Source organism: Neobacillus vireti (genome assembly GCF_036962345.1).
Lineage (GTDB): Bacteria > Bacillota > Bacilli > Bacillales > Cytobacillaceae > Neobacillus > Neobacillus vireti_A.
In genome coordinates this window covers 249,515-268,064 of the sequence record NZ_JBALNB010000005.1, presented here as the reverse complement: position 1 = coordinate 268,064, position 18,550 = coordinate 249,515, and the positions used below count along the sequence as shown (strand labels likewise).

Below are 18,550 nucleotides of genomic sequence, written 5' to 3'. Positions count from 1 at the left end.
GAAATGGATATGATTTTTAACGTTTTAGTCCAATTACTTGGAATTTATAAATGGATGCTTATCATTTATATTCTATTGTCATGGTTTCCAAATATGAGGGACTCACAGATCGGGGCCATTCTTGGTAAGTTATGTGAACCATTCCTAGAGCCTTTCAGAAAGATCATTCCACCAATCGGTATGATGGATCTTTCTCCACTAGCTGCATTTTTTGTTTTATCTTTTGCCCCTCAGGGATTAAGAGTATTACAAAGCCTAATTTCCTAAAGCAAAGCACGTCTAAGGAGCTAACATGAATATTTATCAGCATTTTCGCCCGGAGGAACGGGATTTCATTGATCAAGTATTATCCTGGAAGGATTTTGTTGAATCTAGTTATTCACCTAAACTAACGGACTTCTTGGATCCAAGAGAGCAGCATATCTTAAAGGTTTTAATTGGTGAGCATGGAAGTGTGAAGGTTCAGCTTTTTGGCGGGATATCTGAATGTGAAAGAAAAAGGGCGTTAATCATGCCTGACTATTTGGTTACTACTGAGGAAGAATTTCAAATCAGCCTCTTTGAAATCGATTATCCCATTAAATTTGTTACGATTGAGCATCCCCAGGTGCTAGGTTCACTTATGTCTTTAGGGTTAAAACGTGGCAAATTTGGTGACATCCTTATCAAAGATGGAAAAATTCAATTTTTCGCTTCAGCAGAAATAAGTGACTACATTAAAATCAATTTAGAATCGATTGGCAGGGCCACAGTACGATTAAAAGAGACAACACTTGAAAATGCACTTAATACAGATGAATTATGGATGGAACAGGACATCACCGTTTCATCCCTGCGTATTGATACGATAATCTCTGGTATCCATCATTTATCTAGGCAAAAATCTCAGCTTTTTATTCAGCAAGGATTAGTGAAAGTAAACTGGACTGCAATTGAAAATCATTCATTTGAGTGTGCGGAAGGTGATTTGTTATCGGTTAGAGGCTTCGGCAGGGTGAAGATTTTGTCCATTGAAGGAAAAACGAAAAAGGATAAATGGCGAATAGTAGTTGGAAAGCAAAAATAAATTTGTGCATTTAGCAGGAATTTCAAAAACTTTGTCGAATTTTTGCTTATACATAGGCTCTTTTCTTATACTTTGTTTCTTTTAGAACAAAATTTAATGATTGTGCTAAGTTTCCGCAGAAAATAGAATAAATTTAATAAGAAAAGAGCTGCAAACTAAATTCTAGGAAAAAGTGGTTTGGCTTTTTCCCTAAAGCGCAAAATAACTATTTCCACGTTAAAATCGGCTTTAGGATTTTAACAACAATCATTAAGAAAACAGCTATACATACATTTGAAGAAGATACATGGAGGTGGCATCATGCCGTTAACGCCGTTAGATATTCACAACAAAGAATTTAATAAAGGCTTTCGAGGATATGATGAAGATGAGGTTAATGAATTTTTAGATCAAGTTATAAAGGATTATGAATTAGTTCTTCGTGAAAAAAAAGAATTGGAAGAGCGTTTAAATGAAATGAAGGACCGTTTAGGTCACTTTGTAAATATTGAAGAAACGTTAAACAAATCGATTATTATTGCTCAAGAAGCGGGTGAAGATGTAAAACGCAATGCACAAAAGGAAGCAAAGCTTATCATCAAGGAAGCTGAAAAGAATGCTGACCGCATTGTTAATGAATCACTTTCAAAAGCTAGAAAAATTGCACTTGAAATCGAAGATTTGAAGAAACAATCTAAAGTATTTCGTACTCGTTTCAAAATGTTAATCGAAGCTCAGCTGGATATGTTGAACACGGATGATTGGGATCATCTATTAGAGTATGAAGTTGACGCCACGGAACTTAAAATCCATGAAGAAGAAGATTCCTTAGCTTGACGAAATGGTATTAATTCGCATATAATTTCTTAATAGATTATAAAGAATGTTAAATGACAATGACAGGGACAGTACAATTTTTCAAAAACTTTTGTTAGCGAGCCGGGGATGGTGGAAGCCTGGTAAAAGAGAGGAATTGGAAGATCACCCTTGAGTCCCAGACTGAAACTCTATTCTATAGAAGAGTAGGTTGTGGCGGGTTATTCACGTTACGAATCTTCAAGAGGATAGTACTTATACGTACTATCTATCAGGGTGGTACCGCGGGAATAAAACCTTCTCGTCCCTTTTATGGGATGAGAGGGTTTTTTTATTTGTCTAATGGCTATTCTGTTTATGATAAGTGTACAGGAGGAATAAATATGGAATATAAAGATACGTTATTAATGCCAAAAACTGAATTCCCAATGCGTGGCAATCTTCCACAAAGAGAACCTGAAATGCAGGCAAAGTGGGAAGAAATGAATATTTACAAGAGGGTTCAGGAGCGTACAGCCGGTCGTCCAATGTTTGTGCTTCATGATGGTCCTCCATATGCCAATGGAGATATTCATATGGGTCACGCCCTAAACAAAGTATTAAAAGACATGATTGTCCGCTTTAAATCAATGAATGGTTTTCATGCACCATATGTTCCAGGCTGGGATACACATGGTTTGCCAATTGAGCAGGCGTTAACAAATAAGGGAGTAAAACGTAAAGAGATGACTGTAGCAGAATTCCGTCAGCTTTGTACAAAATACGCCCTTGAACAAGTAAGCAATCAGCGGGAACAATTTAAACGCATCGGAGTTCGTGGTGATTGGGAAAATCCATATATCACGCTAAAACCAGAATATGAGGCGCAGCAGATTAAAGTCTTTGGGGAAATGGCGAAGAAAGGCTATATCTATAAAGGTCTCAAGCCTGTATATTGGTCCCCTTCAAGTGAATCTGCTCTTGCTGAAGCTGAAATTGAATATCAAGATAAAAGGTCACCTTCGATTTATGTAGGCTTTAAAGTAAAGGATGGAAAAGGAGTTCTTGATACGGACGTCCAAATTGTCATCTGGACGACTACACCTTGGACGATTCCTGCTAACTTAGGAATTTCCGTTCATCCCGAACTAACCTATGTGGTTGTTGAAGTGAATGGCAACAAATACTTAGTGGCGGAAGCTCTTCTAGAAGCCGTTACGAAGGAAATTGGCTGGGAAAATGCCGCTGTTGTTCAAAAGGTAAAAGGAAATGAATTAGAGAATATTCTTGCCGCACACCCATTATATGACCGGGATTCTTTAGTAATGTTAGGTGAACATGTTACAACAGATGCGGGAACAGGCTGCGTTCATACAGCTCCGGGACACGGGGAAGATGACTTCCAGGTTGGACAAAAGTATGGACTTGAAGTACTTTGCCCTGTAGATGATAAAGGGGTAATGACAAGTGAAGCGCCAGGCTTTGAAGGATTATTTTACGAAAGTGCAAACAAGCCGATTGGAGAAGCGTTGGAAGAGGCAGGAGCTCTCTTAAAGCTCTCGTTTATCACGCACTCCTATCCGCATGATTGGAGAACAAAAAAGCCTGTAATCTTTAGAGCTACAGCACAATGGTTCGCATCTATAAAAGATTTCCGAGATGACCTGCTGGAAGCTGTTAAAGAAACAAAGTGGGTACCAGCATGGGGGGAAACACGACTATTTAATATGGTTCGTGACCGCGGTGATTGGTGTATTTCACGTCAGCGTGTTTGGGGAGTTCCAATCCCAGTATTCTTTGCTGAAAATGGTGAGGAAATCATTACAGACGAAACGATTGACCATGTTTCCAATTTATTCCGTGAACACGGTTCAAATGTTTGGTTTGAACGAGAAGCAAAGGACCTATTGCCTGAAGGCTTCAGCCATCCAGGAAGTCCAAATGGATTATTTACAAAAGAAACAGATATCATGGATGTTTGGTTCGATTCCGGTTCTTCACACCAAGCGGTACTCTTAGAAAGAGATGACTTAGTACGTCCGGCAGATCTTTATCTAGAGGGTTCAGACCAATATCGCGGCTGGTTTAACTCTTCGTTATCAACAGCGGTAGCTGTGACTGGTAAAGCGCCTTACAAAGGAGTCTTAAGCCACGGATTTGCCTTAGATGGTGAAGGAAGAAAGATGAGTAAATCTTTGGGAAATGTTGTTATTCCTGAGAAAGTCATGAAACAATTAGGAGCAGATATTCTGAGGCTTTGGGTAGCTTCCGTTGATTATCAGGCGGATGTTCGTGTATCCGACGCGATATTGAAACAAGTTGCAGAGGTTTATCGTAAAATCCGTAATACCTTCCGTTTCTTATTAGGTAACTTGTCCGACTTCGATCCTGCAAGTGATAGGGTTTCCTATGAAAACCTTCGTGAAGTGGATCAATTTATGATTGTAAAATTAAATAAGCTAATCAAATATTCTTTAAATGCCTATGAAAATTACGAATTCGCAGGGATTTATCATGCTGTTAATAATTTCTGTACACTTGATTTAAGTGCATTTTACCTTGATTTTGCGAAGGATGTTCTTTATATTGAGTCAGTTAATAACCATGAACGACGTGCCATTCAAACAGTTCTTTACGAATCATTAATTGCATTAACAAAGCTGGTTACACCGATTCTTCCTCATACTGCAGATGAAGTATGGAAATTCATTCCTGCAGTTACTGAAGAAAGTGTACAACTTACAGATATGCCTGAATATCAGGAGCATGATAATGCAAAAGCTTTGGAAGAAAAATGGACGGCATTCATGAAGCTGCGTGATGATGTATTAAAAGCACTTGAAGAAGCTAGAAATCAAAAGGTTATTGGTAAATCATTAACGGCTAAGGTTTCATTATATGTGAATGAGAATACCAAAGACTTGTTAGCCTCGATTAACGAGAATGTTCAACAGCTATTTATCATATCCGCATTTGAAATTGCAGGAAGCTATGATCAAGCACCTGAAAATGTACTAAAATTAGATACTGCTGCCATTGTTGTTACCAAAGCAGAAGGCGAAACATGTGAAAGATGCTGGACATTGACTCCGGAAGTCGGTCAGGACAAAGAGCACCCAACACTTTGCCTGCGTTGTGCAGATGTAGTGAAAGAGAACTATACACATTTAGCATAGAAAAGCGCAAGCGCCCTGGTCAGCGGCGTATGGCCTCCTCGTAAAAGCTAACGCTTTTCCTTCGTGCGAAGCCTATGCTGCCGAAGCGTTCCTTGTGGAGGGCTCCAACTGAGATCAAGGAAACACGAAGAGCCAAGTACTACTTGAGTAAGCTCCTTTGCAGCTTTGCGACGAGCTGAACAGCCACTTCCTCGAATATGCTTTGGCGCAGGAGCAGGAGGCGCATTCGTGCTTGACTTATCGTAGGTAGGTAAAAATCCTGAAGGGATTTTTACTCGCGGAGAGCGAAGGACACTAGCCGTTAGGGAGCTCCTCATAAAAGCTAACGCTTTTCTTTCGTGCGAGGTAATGCTTCCGAAGCTTACTCTTGTGGAGCTGGACAGTAATCTAGGTTCTAAAACTTTTACATCATTATTTTTACAGTATGCCCCATGATAAAATCATGGGGTTTTTTCATTTTTTAACCTTTTCCGTTAATTGTTGTTGTCGTTGTCAAATCTTTTCCCGGGTCAGTCCTTGTTAAGCGGAGAATAATAGTAGAAATCACATTAACGGAGGTTACAACTATGAATGCAATGCAGGAAGAGCTGATTTTGGAACTCCGTAAAACACAAGAAGAAATTGAAAGTTCATTAAAAAATAAACAAGAAAACGAGTGGATGATCCCTATTTTGAAAGACGAATTAGCAGATATTACCACAGCTATTCAAAAGCTAGAGGATGGGAAATTTGGACAATGTGAAATGTCAGGTGAGCCATTACCAGAAAATCTGTTGAAGATTATGCCAACGATAAAATCCTCAAGGGATTCTGAAAATTTAGAGCATTATTATAGAAAACCAATTAATTCCTCCTTTTTATAACCTTCCATTGTTGTTTGGTTCAAGATTATGCTAAAATGCTAAGGAAGTCTTCGTTAGATGGGGGTATTCCTTAGTGTTATATTACTTAATCGCAATTTTTATTATCTTATTAGACCAAGCCACGAAATGGCTGATTGTCACGAAAATGTATTTAGGTGAGAGTATCCCGATTATTGAGGATTTTTTATATATCACTTCTCATCGAAATCGTGGAGCGGCATGGGGTATCCTGCAGGGACAAATGTGGTTCTTCTATGTGATTACCGCTATAGTAATTATTGCGATCGTTTATTACATTCAAAAAGAAGCAAAAGGTAAATGGCTGTTAGGTGTTTCTCTGGCATTTATGCTGGGAGGAGCAATAGGTAATTTTATTGACCGCCTGTTTCGAAAAGAAGTTGTTGATTTTATTCATACGTATATTTTCAATTATAACTTCCCAGTATTTAATATTGCGGATTCGGCTTTAGTCATTGGCGTAGTATTATTAATGATTCAAATGCTGCGCGATGAGCGAGAAACAAAGGAGAAATCATATGGAGAAAATGGAACACACCATTCTTGAACAACAAAAAGGCGACCGGATTGATAAGGTTATTTCAACTTTAAATGAAGAATGGTCACGAACTCAAGTTCAGCAATGGATAAAGGATGGAAATGTCCTTGTAAATGGACAAAAGATAAAAACCAATTATAAATGTAGTTTAAATGATGTAATTGAAATCAACATTCCGGCCCCGGAGTTACTTGATGTAATTCCAGAAGAGATGGATTTAGATATTTATTTTGAAGATAAGGATGTTTTAGTTGTTAATAAACCAAGCGGCATGGTCGTTCATCCTGCACCTGGTCATTTAACAGGTACACTTGTAAACGGCTTAATGGCCCATTGTAAGGATTTATCCGGGATCAATGGTGTATTAAGGCCAGGAATCGTACACCGCATTGATAAAGATACTTCGGGTCTCTTAATGGTAGCAAAAAATGATATGGCTCATGAAAAGTTAGTCAACCAATTAGTAGAAAAAACAGTTACTCGAAAGTATAGGGCTATTGTGCATGGAGTGATTCCACACGATTTTGGAACAATTGATGCTCCGCTTGGAAGAGATACAAGGGACCGGCAAAGTATGACGGTTGTAGATAATGGCAAGCATGCAGTAACACATTTCCATGTCATCGAACGGTTTAAGGATTTTACCTTTGTTGAATGTCAATTGGAAACAGGAAGAACGCATCAAATCCGTGTCCATATGAAATATATTGGCTACCCGCTTGCTGGGGATCCAAAGTATGGTCCGAAAAAAACGTTAGATATAAATGGACAAGCGCTTCATGCCGGGGTACTAGGATTTGATCATCCAAGAACGAACGAGTATTTAGAATTTGAAGCACCATTGCCTGAGGAATTCGAAATGGTATTAGATCAGCTTCGAAAAAGTCGTTGACATATTTGTCGAATTAAAGTACGATGATAACAGTTGAATATGCCTTTAAAACAGTCCTGTGAGGCTGAGAAGGAAACGGATAATTAGTTGGGATACCTATGCCCATACTAATAAACTCTTATACCTCTCACCTTAAGGTGAGAGGTTTTTTTATTACTAGTAGGCGGGTGAGATACGTGAATCAAAAAGCAGTAGTATTAGACGCACAAGCGATTGGAAGAGCATTAACAAGGATTGCCCACCAAATCATTGAAAAAAATAAAGGGATTGAAAATTGTGTACTGGTAGGTATCAGGACCAGAGGAATCTTCATTGCAGAAAGACTTGCTGTAAAAATCGAAGAGATTGAAGGTAAACCGATACCAGTAGGTGAATTGGACATTACCCTTTACCGTGATGATTTAACCAAGAAGACCGATGATCAAGAACCACTTGTTAAGGGTTCAGATATTCCGGTTGAATTAAAAGATAAAAAAGTAATTCTTGTAGATGATGTTTTATATACAGGCAGAACCGTTCGTGCAGGACTTGACGCAATTATGGACCTTGGGCGCCCCTCAACGATACAGCTAGCAGTGCTGGTTGACCGCGGTCACCGCGAGCTGCCAATTCGAGCAGATTATGTAGGTAAAAACATCCCAACTTCTAGCAGTGAAAAGGTAGTGGTTGAATTACAAGATGTTGATAAGGTCGACCAAGTAAGTATCTTTGAAAAGTAAATAGTTACCCTTTTAAATACAGTCCTGTGAGGCTGAAAAGGGGGGAGCGGCCGTCATATGTTTTTCGGTCTGGATAAACCCTCCTTGTCCCTCTATGGACGATGAGGGTTTTTTTATGAATAAAAGCACAAAATATAAATAGATCGTTTTGGAGGAGAAGAAATGAACAAACCCATCTTAGATGTACATGAGATTCCTAAACCAAGCCAATGGCTTACGTTAAGTTTACAGCATTTATTCGCTATGTTTGGAGCGACGATTCTTGTACCTTATCTTGTCGGATTAAGCCCAGCGATTGCCTTAATATCCAGTGGTTTAGGAACACTTGCTTTCTTAATGATTACAAAATGGCAAGTCCCTGCATACCTTGGTTCTTCCTTTGCTTTTATTGCCCCTGTCATCGCGGCAAAAGCAACTGTTGGTCCAGGCGGAGCAATGATAGGCTCCTTTCTAGCAGGACTTGTATATGGTATTGTCGCACTGATTATAAGTAAAGCTGGACATCGCTGGATTATGAATTTACTACCTCCGATTGTTGTAGGTCCAGTGATTATCGTAATCGGTTTAGCTTTAGCTGGCACAGCAGTAAGCATGGCAATGAACAACCCTGCAGGTGAATATAGCTTGCTTCATTTCTCTGCAGCACTGGTAACATTAGCAGCAACCATTATTTTTACGATTTACATGCGGGGAATGTTAAGCATAATCCCAATCTTGGCAGGAATCGTAATTGGGTATCTATACTCCTTTGCAATTGGTATTGTTGATTTTAAACCAGTATTAGAAGCTTCTTGGTTTGAAATGCCACAATTTATTATCCCATTTGTTAGCTACGAAGTAAAAATAACGTGGGACTTAGCACTTCTAATGGTCCCTGTTGCAATCGTTACGCTTTCAGAACATATTGGTCATCAGCTTGTACTAAGTAAAGTAGTTGGACGTGACTACATTAAAGAACCAGGACTTCACCGTTCAATATTAGGCGACGGAACAGCAACAATTATTTCGGCTTTGATTGGCGGGCCTCCTAAAACTACTTATGGAGAAAACATTGGTGTTCTTGCCATTACGAAAGTATACAGTGTGTATGTCATTGCCGGTGCTGCCGTTCTCGCTACAATCTTTGGCTTTATCGGAAAAATAACTGCGTTAATTAGCACGATTCCAACACCAGTAATGGGCGGCATTTCCATTCTCCTTTTTGGAATCATCGCTTCATCCGGATTACGTATGCTTGTTGACAGTAAAGTCGATTTTGGAAACAATCGTAACTTAGTGATTTCATCCGTCATCCTAGTTATCGGAATTGGCGGTGCCTTTATAAAAGTATCAGAATCCTTCCAAATCCAAGGAATGGCATTTGCTGCAATTGCCGGTGTTCTTTTACACTTAATCCTGCCTGGTAAAGAACCTGTAAATGAAGATATGTTTGTACGGTCAGAAGAAAATAAAAACGAAAAAACTGCATAAAATAATCAACCTTTTAAAAGTAGTCCAGTGAGGCTATAAGGGTGTAATACTGAGTTCCATAAAAATGTGTCAGCACATTACTTTATGGGCTTGGTTAGATTCAATCACACCCTGTTCAAAGATGAACAGGGACTTTTTTTATCAAATCGAGAAGTGGGGGGAATAGCATGTTAAATCACTTGCTAACCACAAATGAACTAAAAGTGGAAGAGATCTATCAAATTCTATCAGTCGCACAGGGTTTTGCAGAAGGAATGAAATGGCGCCCTGAAGGTCAAATGTTTTCTGCTAACTTATTTTTTGAGGCAAGTACAAGGACAAAATCAAGTTTTGAATTGGCAGAAAGAAGGTTAGGTCTGAACGTAATTCCATTTGAAGTACAAACTTCGAGTGTTCAAAAAGGTGAGACCCTATATGATACAGTAAAAACACTAGAAGCGATCGGCGTAAATACCATCGTCATTCGACACGGGCAAGATCGTTATTTTGATGACCTCGTCGGTAGAATAAACATTCCAATTATTAATGGTGGAGATGGGTGTGGGCATCATCCAACACAATCCCTCCTAGACCTTTTAACCATCTATCAAGAATTTGGCCGTTTTTCTGGATTGAAAATTGCTATCATTGGTGATATAAGGCATAGCAGAGTTGCAAGGTCCAATGCAGATACACTAACAAGATTAGGCGCAGAGGTAATTTTCTCAGGTCCAGACGAATGGTTTGATCATCATAGTCTAAGTGCTCAAAGATTTAGACCCATTGATGAAGCGATAGCCGAGGCTGATGTCGTCATGCTTCTTCGTGTTCAACATGAACGCCACCAAAAGAAGGGAAGCTATACAGCAGCAGATTACCATAAACAGTTTGGTCTTACTTTGGAAAGAGAACAAAATATGAAACCAAATAGTATTATTATGCACCCCGCACCAGTAAATCGAAATGTTGAAATTTCAGATAGCTTAGTCGAATGTGAACGATCAAGAATCTTTAAGCAAATGGAAAACGGAGTTTATATAAGAATGGCTGTCTTAAAGAGATCATTAGAAAGTATAAAAGGAGTGTATGGGAATGAAATTACTTATTCAGAACGCCAGCTACATAGCATTTAATGGGGAAACCAAAAATGCTGATATCTTAATACAAGATGGAATTATTGCAAAAATAGAAAAGAAAATAGAAGAAATTGCAGACCAAAAAGTGAATGCTGCCGGTATGTTGGTATCACCTGGGTTTATTGATTTACATGTCCATCTCCGCGAGCCTGGAGGCGAGAAAAAAGAAACCATTGCGACAGGCACACTTGCTGCGGCTAGAGGCGGATACACCACATTAGCAGCTATGCCGAATACAAGGCCAGTTCCAGATTCTAAAGAACAAATGGAATGGGTGCAGAAACGAATCGCAGAAACCGCGAACGTTAGGGTTTTACCTTATGCCTCCATTACAGTAAGACAACTTGGAAGAGAATTAACCGATTTTGAGGCATTAAAAAGTTCAGGAGCATTTGCATTTACCGATGACGGTGTAGGGGTTCAGTCTGCAGAGATGATGTTAAAAGCAATGAGGAAGGCGGCTAAAGCGAATGTAGCCATCGTTGCCCATTGTGAAGAAGACACATTAATAAATAGAGGTAGTGTTCATGAAGGTTCTTTTTCTGAAAGAAATGGCTTAAACGGAATTCCATCCGTTTGCGAGTCTGTTCAAATTGCTAGAGATGTATTACTTGCTGAGGCAGCTGGCTGCCATTATCATGTCTGCCATGTTAGTACAAAAGAATCTGTCAGAGTGATACGGGACGCAAAGCGAGCGGGAATTAATGTCACGGCGGAAGTAACCCCGCACCACCTTTTATTAACACAAGACGATATCCCAGGACTTGATCCGAATTATAAAATGAATCCACCTCTTCGCGATATTGCTGACCGGGATGCATTAATTGAAGGATTATTGGACGGAACCATTGATTTTATTGCAACCGATCATGCACCACATACAAGTGATGAAAAAAATGAGGGAATGACGCTTGCGCCTTTCGGAATTGTTGGTTTAGAAACAGCGTTCCCACTGCTTTATACACATTTTGTCTTAAAGAATATTATGACGCTTGAACAGTTAATTGAGTATTTGACGATAAAACCAGCAGAGAGCTTTTCACTTCCTTTTGGAAGAATTGAAGTTGGAGCACCTGCAGACATTGTTCTCTTGAATTTAGATGAAGAAAAAGATATTAATCCGCAAGAGTTTTTATCGAAAGGGAAAAACACACCATTTACAGGCTGGACTTGTAAGGGATGGCCGCATATGACAATTGCGAACGGCAAAATAGTTTGGGAAAAAGGAAGTGTAACAGCATGAAAGCACAGCTAATTTTAGAGGATGGAACGATATTTATTGGTGAGGGTTTTGGAAGTCATATGGATACAATCGGAGAAGTCGTCTTTAATACAGGTATGACCGGCTATCAAGAGATTCTTTCCGATCCATCTTATTGCGGGCAAATTGTTATGTTGACCTACCCTTTGATTGGAAATTACGGTATCAATCGAGACGATTTTGAAACCATTAACCCGGCTGTAAAGGGATTTATTGTGAAAGACGCAACAGAATTTCCATCCAATTGGAGAAGTGAATTTACGATAGATGAATATTTTAAAATGAAAAAAATTCCCGGAATAGCAGGGATTGACACACGTAAATTAACAAGGATTATCCGTAAGTATGGAACATTAAAAGGAGCAATCTGCTCGATTGAAAGTGATCCAAATGAAGTCATCAGTAAGCTTAAACAGACGAAGCTTCCGATTGATCAAGTAAGAAGGGTATCGACAAAAAATTCATACCCAAGCCCAGGGCGCGGAAAAAGAATTGTGCTGGTTGATTTTGGGATGAAGCACGGGATTTTACGAGAATTAAATAAACGAAATTGTGATGTTGTAGTAGTTCCTTATCATGCAACGGCTGATGAAATTCTTCAATTACGTCCAGATGGAATTATGTTATCGAATGGACCTGGGGATCCAAAAGATGTTCCGGAAGCCATTCATATGATTAAGCAGGTATTGGGCTTAGTACCGGTTTTTGGAATATGCCTTGGGCACCAATTGTTCGCTCTGGCATGTGGTGCCAACACCATCAAAATGAAATTCGGTCACCGAGGATCAAACCAACCTGTTAAAGATTTAGCAACCGGAAAAATTGCAATAACGGCACAAAATCATGGGTTTACTGTTGAAGAAAAGTCATTAACAGATACAAATCTTGTTGTTACGCATATTGCATTAAATGATGGTACCGTTGAAGGCCTAAAGCATATTGAATATCCAGCCTTTACTGTTCAATATCACCCGGAGGCTTCACCAGGGCCAGAAGATGCAAACCATTTATTCGATCAGTTTCTAGCAATGATAGAGTCTGAGAAACAGGAGGTTACACAACATGCCTAAACGTACAGATATAAACTCCATATTAGTCATTGGTTCCGGTCCGATTGTAATAGGTCAGGCAGCAGAATTTGATTATGCAGGCACACAAGCTTGTATTGCCCTTAAAGAAGAAGGGTACCGTGTCATACTAGTCAATTCGAATCCAGCCACAATTATGACGGATACTGAAATTGCAGACGCTGTCTATATTGAGCCATTAACCGAAGAATTTGTTAGCAGAATCATTCGTAAGGAACGTCCCGATGCACTTTTAGCAACCCTTGGCGGTCAAACAGGTCTTAATCTTGCAGTTGAACTGGCTGAATCCGGTGTATTAGAAGAGTGTGAGGTTGAAATTCTAGGAACGAAATTATCAGCGATTAAACAAGCAGAGGATCGCGATTTATTTCGGAGCTTGATGAACGAACTTTGTGAGCCTGTACCTGATAGTGAAATTATCCATGAATTAGCTGAAGCCTATGCATTTGTTGAAAAAATTGGATTCCCAGTCATTGTACGTCCTGCTTATACGCTTGGCGGTACCGGCGGAGGGATTTGCCATAATTTAGAAGAACTTAACGAAATTGTAGCAAGCGGATTAAAAAGCAGCCCGGTTACTCAATGCTTGCTTGAGAAAAGTATTGCCGGCTATAAAGAAATTGAATACGAAGTAATGCGTGACGGAAATGACAATGCCATTGTTGTTTGTAATATGGAAAATATTGACCCGGTTGGAGTTCATACTGGTGACTCGATTGTAGTTGCACCTAGTCAAACATTAAGTGATCGAGAATATCAGTTATTAAGAAATGTCTCGCTGAAAATAATTCGTAAGCTTGGTATAGAAGGCGGCTGTAATGTTCAGCTTGCTCTAGACCCATATAGTTTTAACTACTATATTATTGAAGTAAATCCAAGGGTAAGCCGTTCTTCGGCACTTGCATCAAAAGCAACAGGTTACCCAATTGCTAAGCTTGCAGCAAAAATTGCAGTCGGCTTAACATTAGATGAAATGCTCAACCCAGTAACAGGGAAAACATACGCAAGCTTTGAACCTGCTCTAGATTACATCGTAACTAAAATTCCAAGGTGGCCTTTTGATAAGTTTGAATCAGGGAACCGTTCACTTGGAACGCAAATGAAAGCAACGGGAGAAGTTATGGCGATTGGCCGTACGTTTGAGGAATCATTATTAAAAGCGATTCGTTCCCTTGAAGCTGGTGTCTATCATTTTGAATTAAATGGAGCGGCGGAGATTAGCGATGAATTACTAGAAAAACGAATTTGCAAAGCTGGAGATGAAAGACTCTTTTACATCGCGGAAGCAATGAAGCGAGGTATAACAGTAGAGACCATTCACGAATGGAGCCAAATCGACTTATTTTTCTTACACAAGTTTAAGGGAATCATCGAACTGGAAACAAAAATTTCTTCTAACCCAATGAATATGGAAGTTCTTAAGGAAGCAAAACAAAAGGGCTTTTCTGATAAAAAGATTGGCGAGCTTTGGGAACAACAAGAAGCGGAAATTTACAGCCTTCGCAAAGAGTATGGGTTGATTCCAGTTTATAAAATGGTGGATACCTGTGCAGCTGAATTCGAGTCAGAAACACCTTATTATTATGGAACGTATGAAGAAGAAAATGAGTCGATTGTAACGGAGAGAAAGAGTGTTATTGTCCTTGGCTCTGGTCCGATCCGCATCGGACAGGGGATCGAGTTTGATTATGCAACTGTACATTCTGTTAAGGCAATTAAAGAAGCAGGTTATGAAGCGATTATTATCAATAATAATCCAGAAACTGTATCAACTGATTTCAGTATTTCTGATAAGCTTTATTTCGAACCTTTAACCATTGAAGATGTCATGAGTATTATTGATCTAGAAAATCCAATGGGGGTAGTGGTTCAATTTGGCGGGCAGACAGCCATTAATCTTGCTGCAAAATTAGAACAAAATGGTGTTAAAATTCTCGGAACAAGCCTTGAGGATTTAGACCGTGCCGAGAATCGAGATAAATTTGAACAAGCTCTTGACAAGCTGAATATTCCTCAACCACTAGGAAAAACGGCGTTGTCCGTAGCTGAGGCAGTAGAGATTGCGAATGAAATCGGCTATCCAGTCCTTGTGCGTCCTTCTTATGTACTTGGCGGAAGAGCGATGGAAATTGTGTATCGTCAAGAAGAATTGCTTCATTATATGGAAAATGCCGTTAAAATCAATCCGGAACATCCGGTTTTAATTGATCGATACTTAACGGGCCAGGAAATTGAAGTGGACGCCATTTGTGACGGAAAAAATGTATTGATACCTGGAATTATGGAGCATATTGAACGTGCAGGAGTCCATTCTGGGGATTCGATTGCCGTATATCCTCCACAGACATTATCAGACAGCGTGAAACAAACACTTGTTGAGTATACTGAAAAAATGGCTTTAGGTTTAAATATTGTAGGTCTGTTAAATATTCAGTATGTATTATCTAAAGGTCAAGTTTATGTTCTAGAAGTTAATCCGCGTTCAAGTCGGACGGTTCCGTTTTTAAGTAAAATAACCAATGTTCCAATGGCTAAAATTGCCACGAAAGCGATCTTGGGAGTTTCTATCATTGAACAAGGTTATAAACCAGGAATTGTTCCTGAAAAGAAAGGAGTTTTTGTAAAAGTTCCAGTCTTCTCTTTTGCTAAGTTAAGAAATGTTGATATCACACTCGGACCTGAAATGAAATCAACTGGTGAGGTAATGGGAAAAGATAGTACTCTGGAAAAGGCACTCTACAAAGGACTAGTAGCTTCGGGAATGAAGATTCAAAAATTTGGGACTGTCTTGTTTACAGTTGCAGATAAAGACAAACAAGAATCATTAAATCTTGCAAAACGTTTTGCATCAAATGGATACCGATTAATGGCTACGGGGGGTACAGCGGCTGTACTTGAATCTGCAGGACTGCGGGTAAAAGTAATCGGAAAAATTGGTTCAGAAGGAAAAACATTGCTCGATGTAATTCATAATGGAGAAGCTCAATTCATCATCAACACCCTTACAAAAGGAAAACAGCCGGAACGTGATGGATTTAGAATCCGTCGTGAAGCAGTTGAAAATGGCGTTCCATGTTTAACATCTTTAGATACAGCAGACGCGATTCTGAAAGTGATTGAATCAATGAATTTTTCTGCTGAAGCAATGACTGTTGAGGAAAAGGAGGCTGTTTTTGCATGATTAGAAAAGAATTATGCAAAATCGTCTCCCAAGATGAAATTGCGAAAGATATTTTTGAATTAACGGTGGAAGCCGGTTTTGTAAAAGAGATTTCAGCACCAGGGCAATTCGTTCATATTCGGGTTGATAAGGCACTAGATCCACTTTTACGAAGACCAATAAGTATTTCATCGTTTAATAAATTGAATTCGCAATTTACCATGATTTATCGAAAAGAAGGAAAAGGGACGTCGCTTTTGTCTGAAAAGGGTAAGGGGATGGACCTAGATATTCTCGGTCCCTTAGGAAATGGGTTTCCTGTTAATGAAGTGAATTTAGGAGAAACGGCGTTACTTGTTGGCGGAGGGATTGGTGTCCCTCCCCTTTATGAGCTCTCCAATCAGTTAAAAGCCAAGGGGGTTAAGGTGATTCATGTTCTTGGCTTCCAAACACAATCGGCTGTATTTTATGAAAAAGAATTTTTGAATAATGGAGAGACGTATATTACTACTGTGGATGGTTCATACGGGAAAAAAGGTTTTGTAACCGATGTTATCAACCAATTGAATTTTGATTGCTTATTTACTTGCGGGCCAACCCCAATGTTAAAGGCAATTGAAAAAGGGTATTCTCATAAAAAAATGTTTTTGTCATTAGAAGAGAGAATGGGCTGCGGAATCGGAGCATGCTTTGCATGTGTATGTAAAACCAGCAATGAGCTAGATGATGTTTCCTATAAAAAAGTTTGCAGTGACGGTCCAGTTTTCCGTGCCGGGGAGGTAGTATTGTGAGCAGATTGAGCCTGGATTTACCTGGTTTAAAATTGAAAAACCCTATCATGCCTGCCTCCGGGTGCTTTGGTTTTGGCAAGGAATATAGCCAATTCTATGATTTGAGCAAACTTGGCGCGATTATGATTAAAGCTACAACGGTTGAGCCTAGATTTGGAAATCAAACCCCAAGGGTTGCAGAAACTTCCGCAGGGATGCTGAATGCCATTGGTCTGCAAAATCCTGGTTTAGATAAAGTAATAAGCAATGAATTGCCTTGGCTTTCCCAGTATGATGTTCCTATTATTGCAAATGTTGCAGGCTCTATAGAAGAGGATTATGTCAAGGTTGCCGAGACCATTTCTAAAGCACCAAATGTTCACGCATTAGAATTAAATATTTCCTGTCCTAATGTGAAAACAGGGGGAATTGCTTTTGGGACGATTCCAGAAGTTGCCAAACAGTTAACACAAAAAGTTAAGGAAGTTTCCGAAGTCCCGGTATATGTTAAGCTTTCACCAAACGTAACCAATATTGTAGAAATGGCAAAAGCGGTAGAAGATGGCGGGGCGGACGGATTAACCATGATTAACACGCTTGTTGGGATGAGACTGGATCTTAAAACAGGTAAGCCGATTTTAGCAAACCGTACGGGGGGACTATCTGGCCCAGCAATCAAACCGGTTGCATTACGAATGATTTATGAGGTAAGTCAGGCTGTAAATATCCCGATTATTGGAATGGGCGGAATTGAGAATGCAGAAGATGTAATTGAATTCTTTTATGCGGGAGCAAGTGCTGTTGCAGTAGGTACAGCAAATTTTGTGGATCCGTTCGTTTGTCCTGCCATCATCGAAGAATTACCATTACTGTTAGATCAATTAGGTTATGAACACATCAGTGAATGTACTGGAAGGAGCTGGCGGAACCATGAACAACTCACTCATCATCGCGCTTGATTTTCCAAATCGTAATGAAGTAGAGAAGTTTTTACAGCCTTTTACAGGCAAACAACTTTTTGTGAAAGTTGGAATGGAGCTATTTTATCAGGAAGGTCCTGAAATCATTCATTACTTAAAAGAGAATGGTCACCAGATTTTCTTAGATCTAAAGCTTCATGATATTCCCAATACAGTAAAAAGTGCAATGAAGGGTCTTGCCAGGCTGGAATGTGATCTTGTAAACGTACACGCTGCCGGTGGCAGAGAAATGATGTCAGCTGCATTAGAGGGCTTAGAGGAAGGGACAGCTGCGGGAAGGAAGCGTCCAGCTTGTATTGCTGTTACACAACTAACAAGCACATCTGAAGCGCAAATGAATAAAGAACAGCTAATTTCTGCTTCACTTGAACAATCTGTTCTTCATTATGCCTCATTAGCAAAAGAATCAGGTTTAGATGGAGTTGTTTGCTCCGCTTGGGAGGCAATATCTATTCGGGAAGCACTCGGTAAAACTTTTTACACCGTTACCCCTGGTATAAGAATGGAGGAAGACAATTCAGGAGACCAAAAAAGAATTGCCACACCTGAATTTGCAAGAGATGCTGGCGTGACGTCGATTGTTGTTGGACGCTCGATTACAAGATCGAATAATCCAGTGAAAAGCTATGAAAAATGGCAAGAGGCATGGAGGAGATGACG

General features: G+C 39.5%; 16 protein-coding genes and 1 other annotated feature. All 16 genes read left to right on the top strand.

Going from position 1 to position 18,550, the window contains the following annotated elements:
* The first annotated feature begins 3 nt into the window (after window positions 1-3).
* The gene (locus V7108_RS05120) at window positions 4-267 is read left to right on the top strand and encodes a YggT family protein (RefSeq protein ID WP_335510235.1); all 264 of its coding nucleotides are present in this window, start codon (window positions 4-6) and stop codon (window positions 265-267) included.
* A 25-nt stretch (window positions 268-292) separates the two neighbouring features.
* Window positions 293-1,066, top strand: a complete 774-nt coding sequence (locus V7108_RS05115; protein ID WP_335567490.1) for an RNA-binding protein — start codon at window positions 293-295, stop codon at window positions 1,064-1,066.
* Window positions 1,067-1,366: 300 nt separating this feature from the next.
* Entirely contained in the window at window positions 1,367-1,882 is a 516-nt protein-coding gene (locus V7108_RS05110; protein ID WP_335510189.1) for a DivIVA domain-containing protein, read from the top strand.
* Window positions 1,883-1,932: 50 nt separating this feature from the next.
* Window positions 1,933-2,173: a binding site (T-box leader), on the top strand.
* Window positions 2,174-2,244: 71 nt separating this feature from the next.
* Window positions 2,245-5,016 (top strand): isoleucine--tRNA ligase, encoded by a 2,772-nt coding sequence (ileS, locus tag V7108_RS05105; RefSeq protein WP_335567489.1) that lies wholly within the window; start codon window positions 2,245-2,247, stop codon window positions 5,014-5,016.
* A 566-nt stretch (window positions 5,017-5,582) separates the two neighbouring features.
* The gene (locus V7108_RS05100; protein WP_335567488.1) at window positions 5,583-5,879 is read left to right on the top strand and encodes a hypothetical protein; all 297 of its coding nucleotides are present in this window, start codon (window positions 5,583-5,585) and stop codon (window positions 5,877-5,879) included.
* Window positions 5,880-5,952: 73 nt separating this feature from the next.
* Window positions 5,953-6,444, top strand: a complete 492-nt coding sequence (gene lspA, locus V7108_RS05095) for a signal peptidase II (protein ID WP_335512886.1) — start codon at window positions 5,953-5,955, stop codon at window positions 6,442-6,444.
* On the top strand, window positions 6,416-7,327 hold the full coding sequence (locus tag V7108_RS05090; protein WP_335567487.1) for an RluA family pseudouridine synthase: 912 nt from the start codon (window positions 6,416-6,418) through the stop codon (window positions 7,325-7,327). The genes lspA and V7108_RS05090 overlap by 29 nt, the downstream gene beginning before the upstream one ends.
* 176 nt (window positions 7,328-7,503) lie before the next feature.
* On the top strand, window positions 7,504-8,046 hold the full coding sequence (pyrR, locus tag V7108_RS05085; RefSeq protein ID WP_335512882.1) for a bifunctional pyr operon transcriptional regulator/uracil phosphoribosyltransferase PyrR: 543 nt from the start codon (window positions 7,504-7,506) through the stop codon (window positions 8,044-8,046).
* 162 nt (window positions 8,047-8,208) lie between these two features.
* Window positions 8,209-9,516 carry a solute carrier family 23 protein gene (locus V7108_RS05080; RefSeq protein ID WP_335567486.1) on the top strand — a complete coding sequence of 436 codons (1,308 nt, stop codon included), beginning with the start codon at window positions 8,209-8,211 and terminating at the stop codon, window positions 9,514-9,516.
* Between the two features lie 167 nt (window positions 9,517-9,683).
* Window positions 9,684-10,628: an aspartate carbamoyltransferase catalytic subunit gene (locus tag V7108_RS05075; protein ID WP_335512878.1), complete on the top strand. Its 945-nt coding sequence runs from the start codon at window positions 9,684-9,686 to the stop codon at window positions 10,626-10,628.
* The gene (locus V7108_RS05070) at window positions 10,588-11,874 is read left to right on the top strand and encodes a dihydroorotase (RefSeq protein ID WP_335512876.1); all 1,287 of its coding nucleotides are present in this window, start codon (window positions 10,588-10,590) and stop codon (window positions 11,872-11,874) included. The genes V7108_RS05075 and V7108_RS05070 overlap by 41 nt, the downstream gene beginning before the upstream one ends.
* Window positions 11,871-12,962: a carbamoyl phosphate synthase small subunit gene (locus V7108_RS05065; protein WP_335567485.1), complete on the top strand. Its 1,092-nt coding sequence runs from the start codon at window positions 11,871-11,873 to the stop codon at window positions 12,960-12,962. The genes V7108_RS05070 and V7108_RS05065 overlap by 4 nt, the downstream gene beginning before the upstream one ends.
* Window positions 12,955-16,161 carry a carbamoyl-phosphate synthase large subunit gene (gene carB, locus V7108_RS05060; protein WP_335567484.1) on the top strand — a complete coding sequence of 1,069 codons (3,207 nt, stop codon included), beginning with the start codon at window positions 12,955-12,957 and terminating at the stop codon, window positions 16,159-16,161. The genes V7108_RS05065 and carB overlap by 8 nt, the downstream gene beginning before the upstream one ends.
* Window positions 16,158-16,931 carry a dihydroorotate dehydrogenase electron transfer subunit gene (locus tag V7108_RS05055; protein ID WP_335567483.1) on the top strand — a complete coding sequence of 258 codons (774 nt, stop codon included), beginning with the start codon at window positions 16,158-16,160 and terminating at the stop codon, window positions 16,929-16,931. Before carB ends, V7108_RS05055 begins: the two co-directional genes overlap by 4 nt.
* Window positions 16,928-17,869, top strand: coding sequence for a dihydroorotate dehydrogenase (locus V7108_RS05050; RefSeq protein WP_335567482.1), 942 nt, complete (start codon window positions 16,928-16,930; stop codon window positions 17,867-17,869). Before V7108_RS05055 ends, V7108_RS05050 begins: the two co-directional genes overlap by 4 nt.
* Window positions 17,841-18,548 (top strand): orotidine-5'-phosphate decarboxylase, encoded by a 708-nt coding sequence (pyrF, locus tag V7108_RS05045; protein ID WP_335567481.1) that lies wholly within the window; start codon window positions 17,841-17,843, stop codon window positions 18,546-18,548. The genes V7108_RS05050 and pyrF overlap by 29 nt, the downstream gene beginning before the upstream one ends.
* Window positions 18,549-18,550 lie beyond the last annotated feature (2 nt).

Bases quoted from the DNA above. Each gene is read 5' to 3' on its own strand.
- V7108_RS05120 (WP_335510235.1), top strand. From the start codon at position 4: ATGGATATGATTTTTAACGTTTTAGTCCAATTACTTGGAATTTATAAA.
- V7108_RS05115 (WP_335567490.1), top strand. From the start codon at position 293: ATGAATATTTATCAGCATTTTCGCCCGGAGGAACGGGATTTCATTGAT.
- V7108_RS05110 (WP_335510189.1), top strand. From the start codon at position 1,367: ATGCCGTTAACGCCGTTAGATATTCACAACAAAGAATTTAATAAAGGC.
- ileS (WP_335567489.1), top strand. From the start codon at position 2,245: ATGGAATATAAAGATACGTTATTAATGCCAAAAACTGAATTCCCAATG.
- V7108_RS05100 (WP_335567488.1), top strand. From the start codon at position 5,583: ATGAATGCAATGCAGGAAGAGCTGATTTTGGAACTCCGTAAAACACAA.
- V7108_RS05090 (WP_335567487.1), top strand. From the start codon at position 6,416: ATGGAGAAAATGGAACACACCATTCTTGAACAACAAAAAGGCGACCGG.
- V7108_RS05080 (WP_335567486.1), top strand. From the start codon at position 8,209: ATGAACAAACCCATCTTAGATGTACATGAGATTCCTAAACCAAGCCAA.
- V7108_RS05075 (WP_335512878.1), top strand. From the start codon at position 9,684: ATGTTAAATCACTTGCTAACCACAAATGAACTAAAAGTGGAAGAGATC.
- V7108_RS05070 (WP_335512876.1), top strand. From the start codon at position 10,588: ATGAAATTACTTATTCAGAACGCCAGCTACATAGCATTTAATGGGGAA.
- V7108_RS05065 (WP_335567485.1), top strand. From the start codon at position 11,871: ATGAAAGCACAGCTAATTTTAGAGGATGGAACGATATTTATTGGTGAG.
- carB (WP_335567484.1), top strand. From the start codon at position 12,955: ATGCCTAAACGTACAGATATAAACTCCATATTAGTCATTGGTTCCGGT.
- V7108_RS05055 (WP_335567483.1), top strand. From the start codon at position 16,158: ATGATTAGAAAAGAATTATGCAAAATCGTCTCCCAAGATGAAATTGCG.
- pyrF (WP_335567481.1), top strand. From the start codon at position 17,841: ATGAACAACTCACTCATCATCGCGCTTGATTTTCCAAATCGTAATGAA.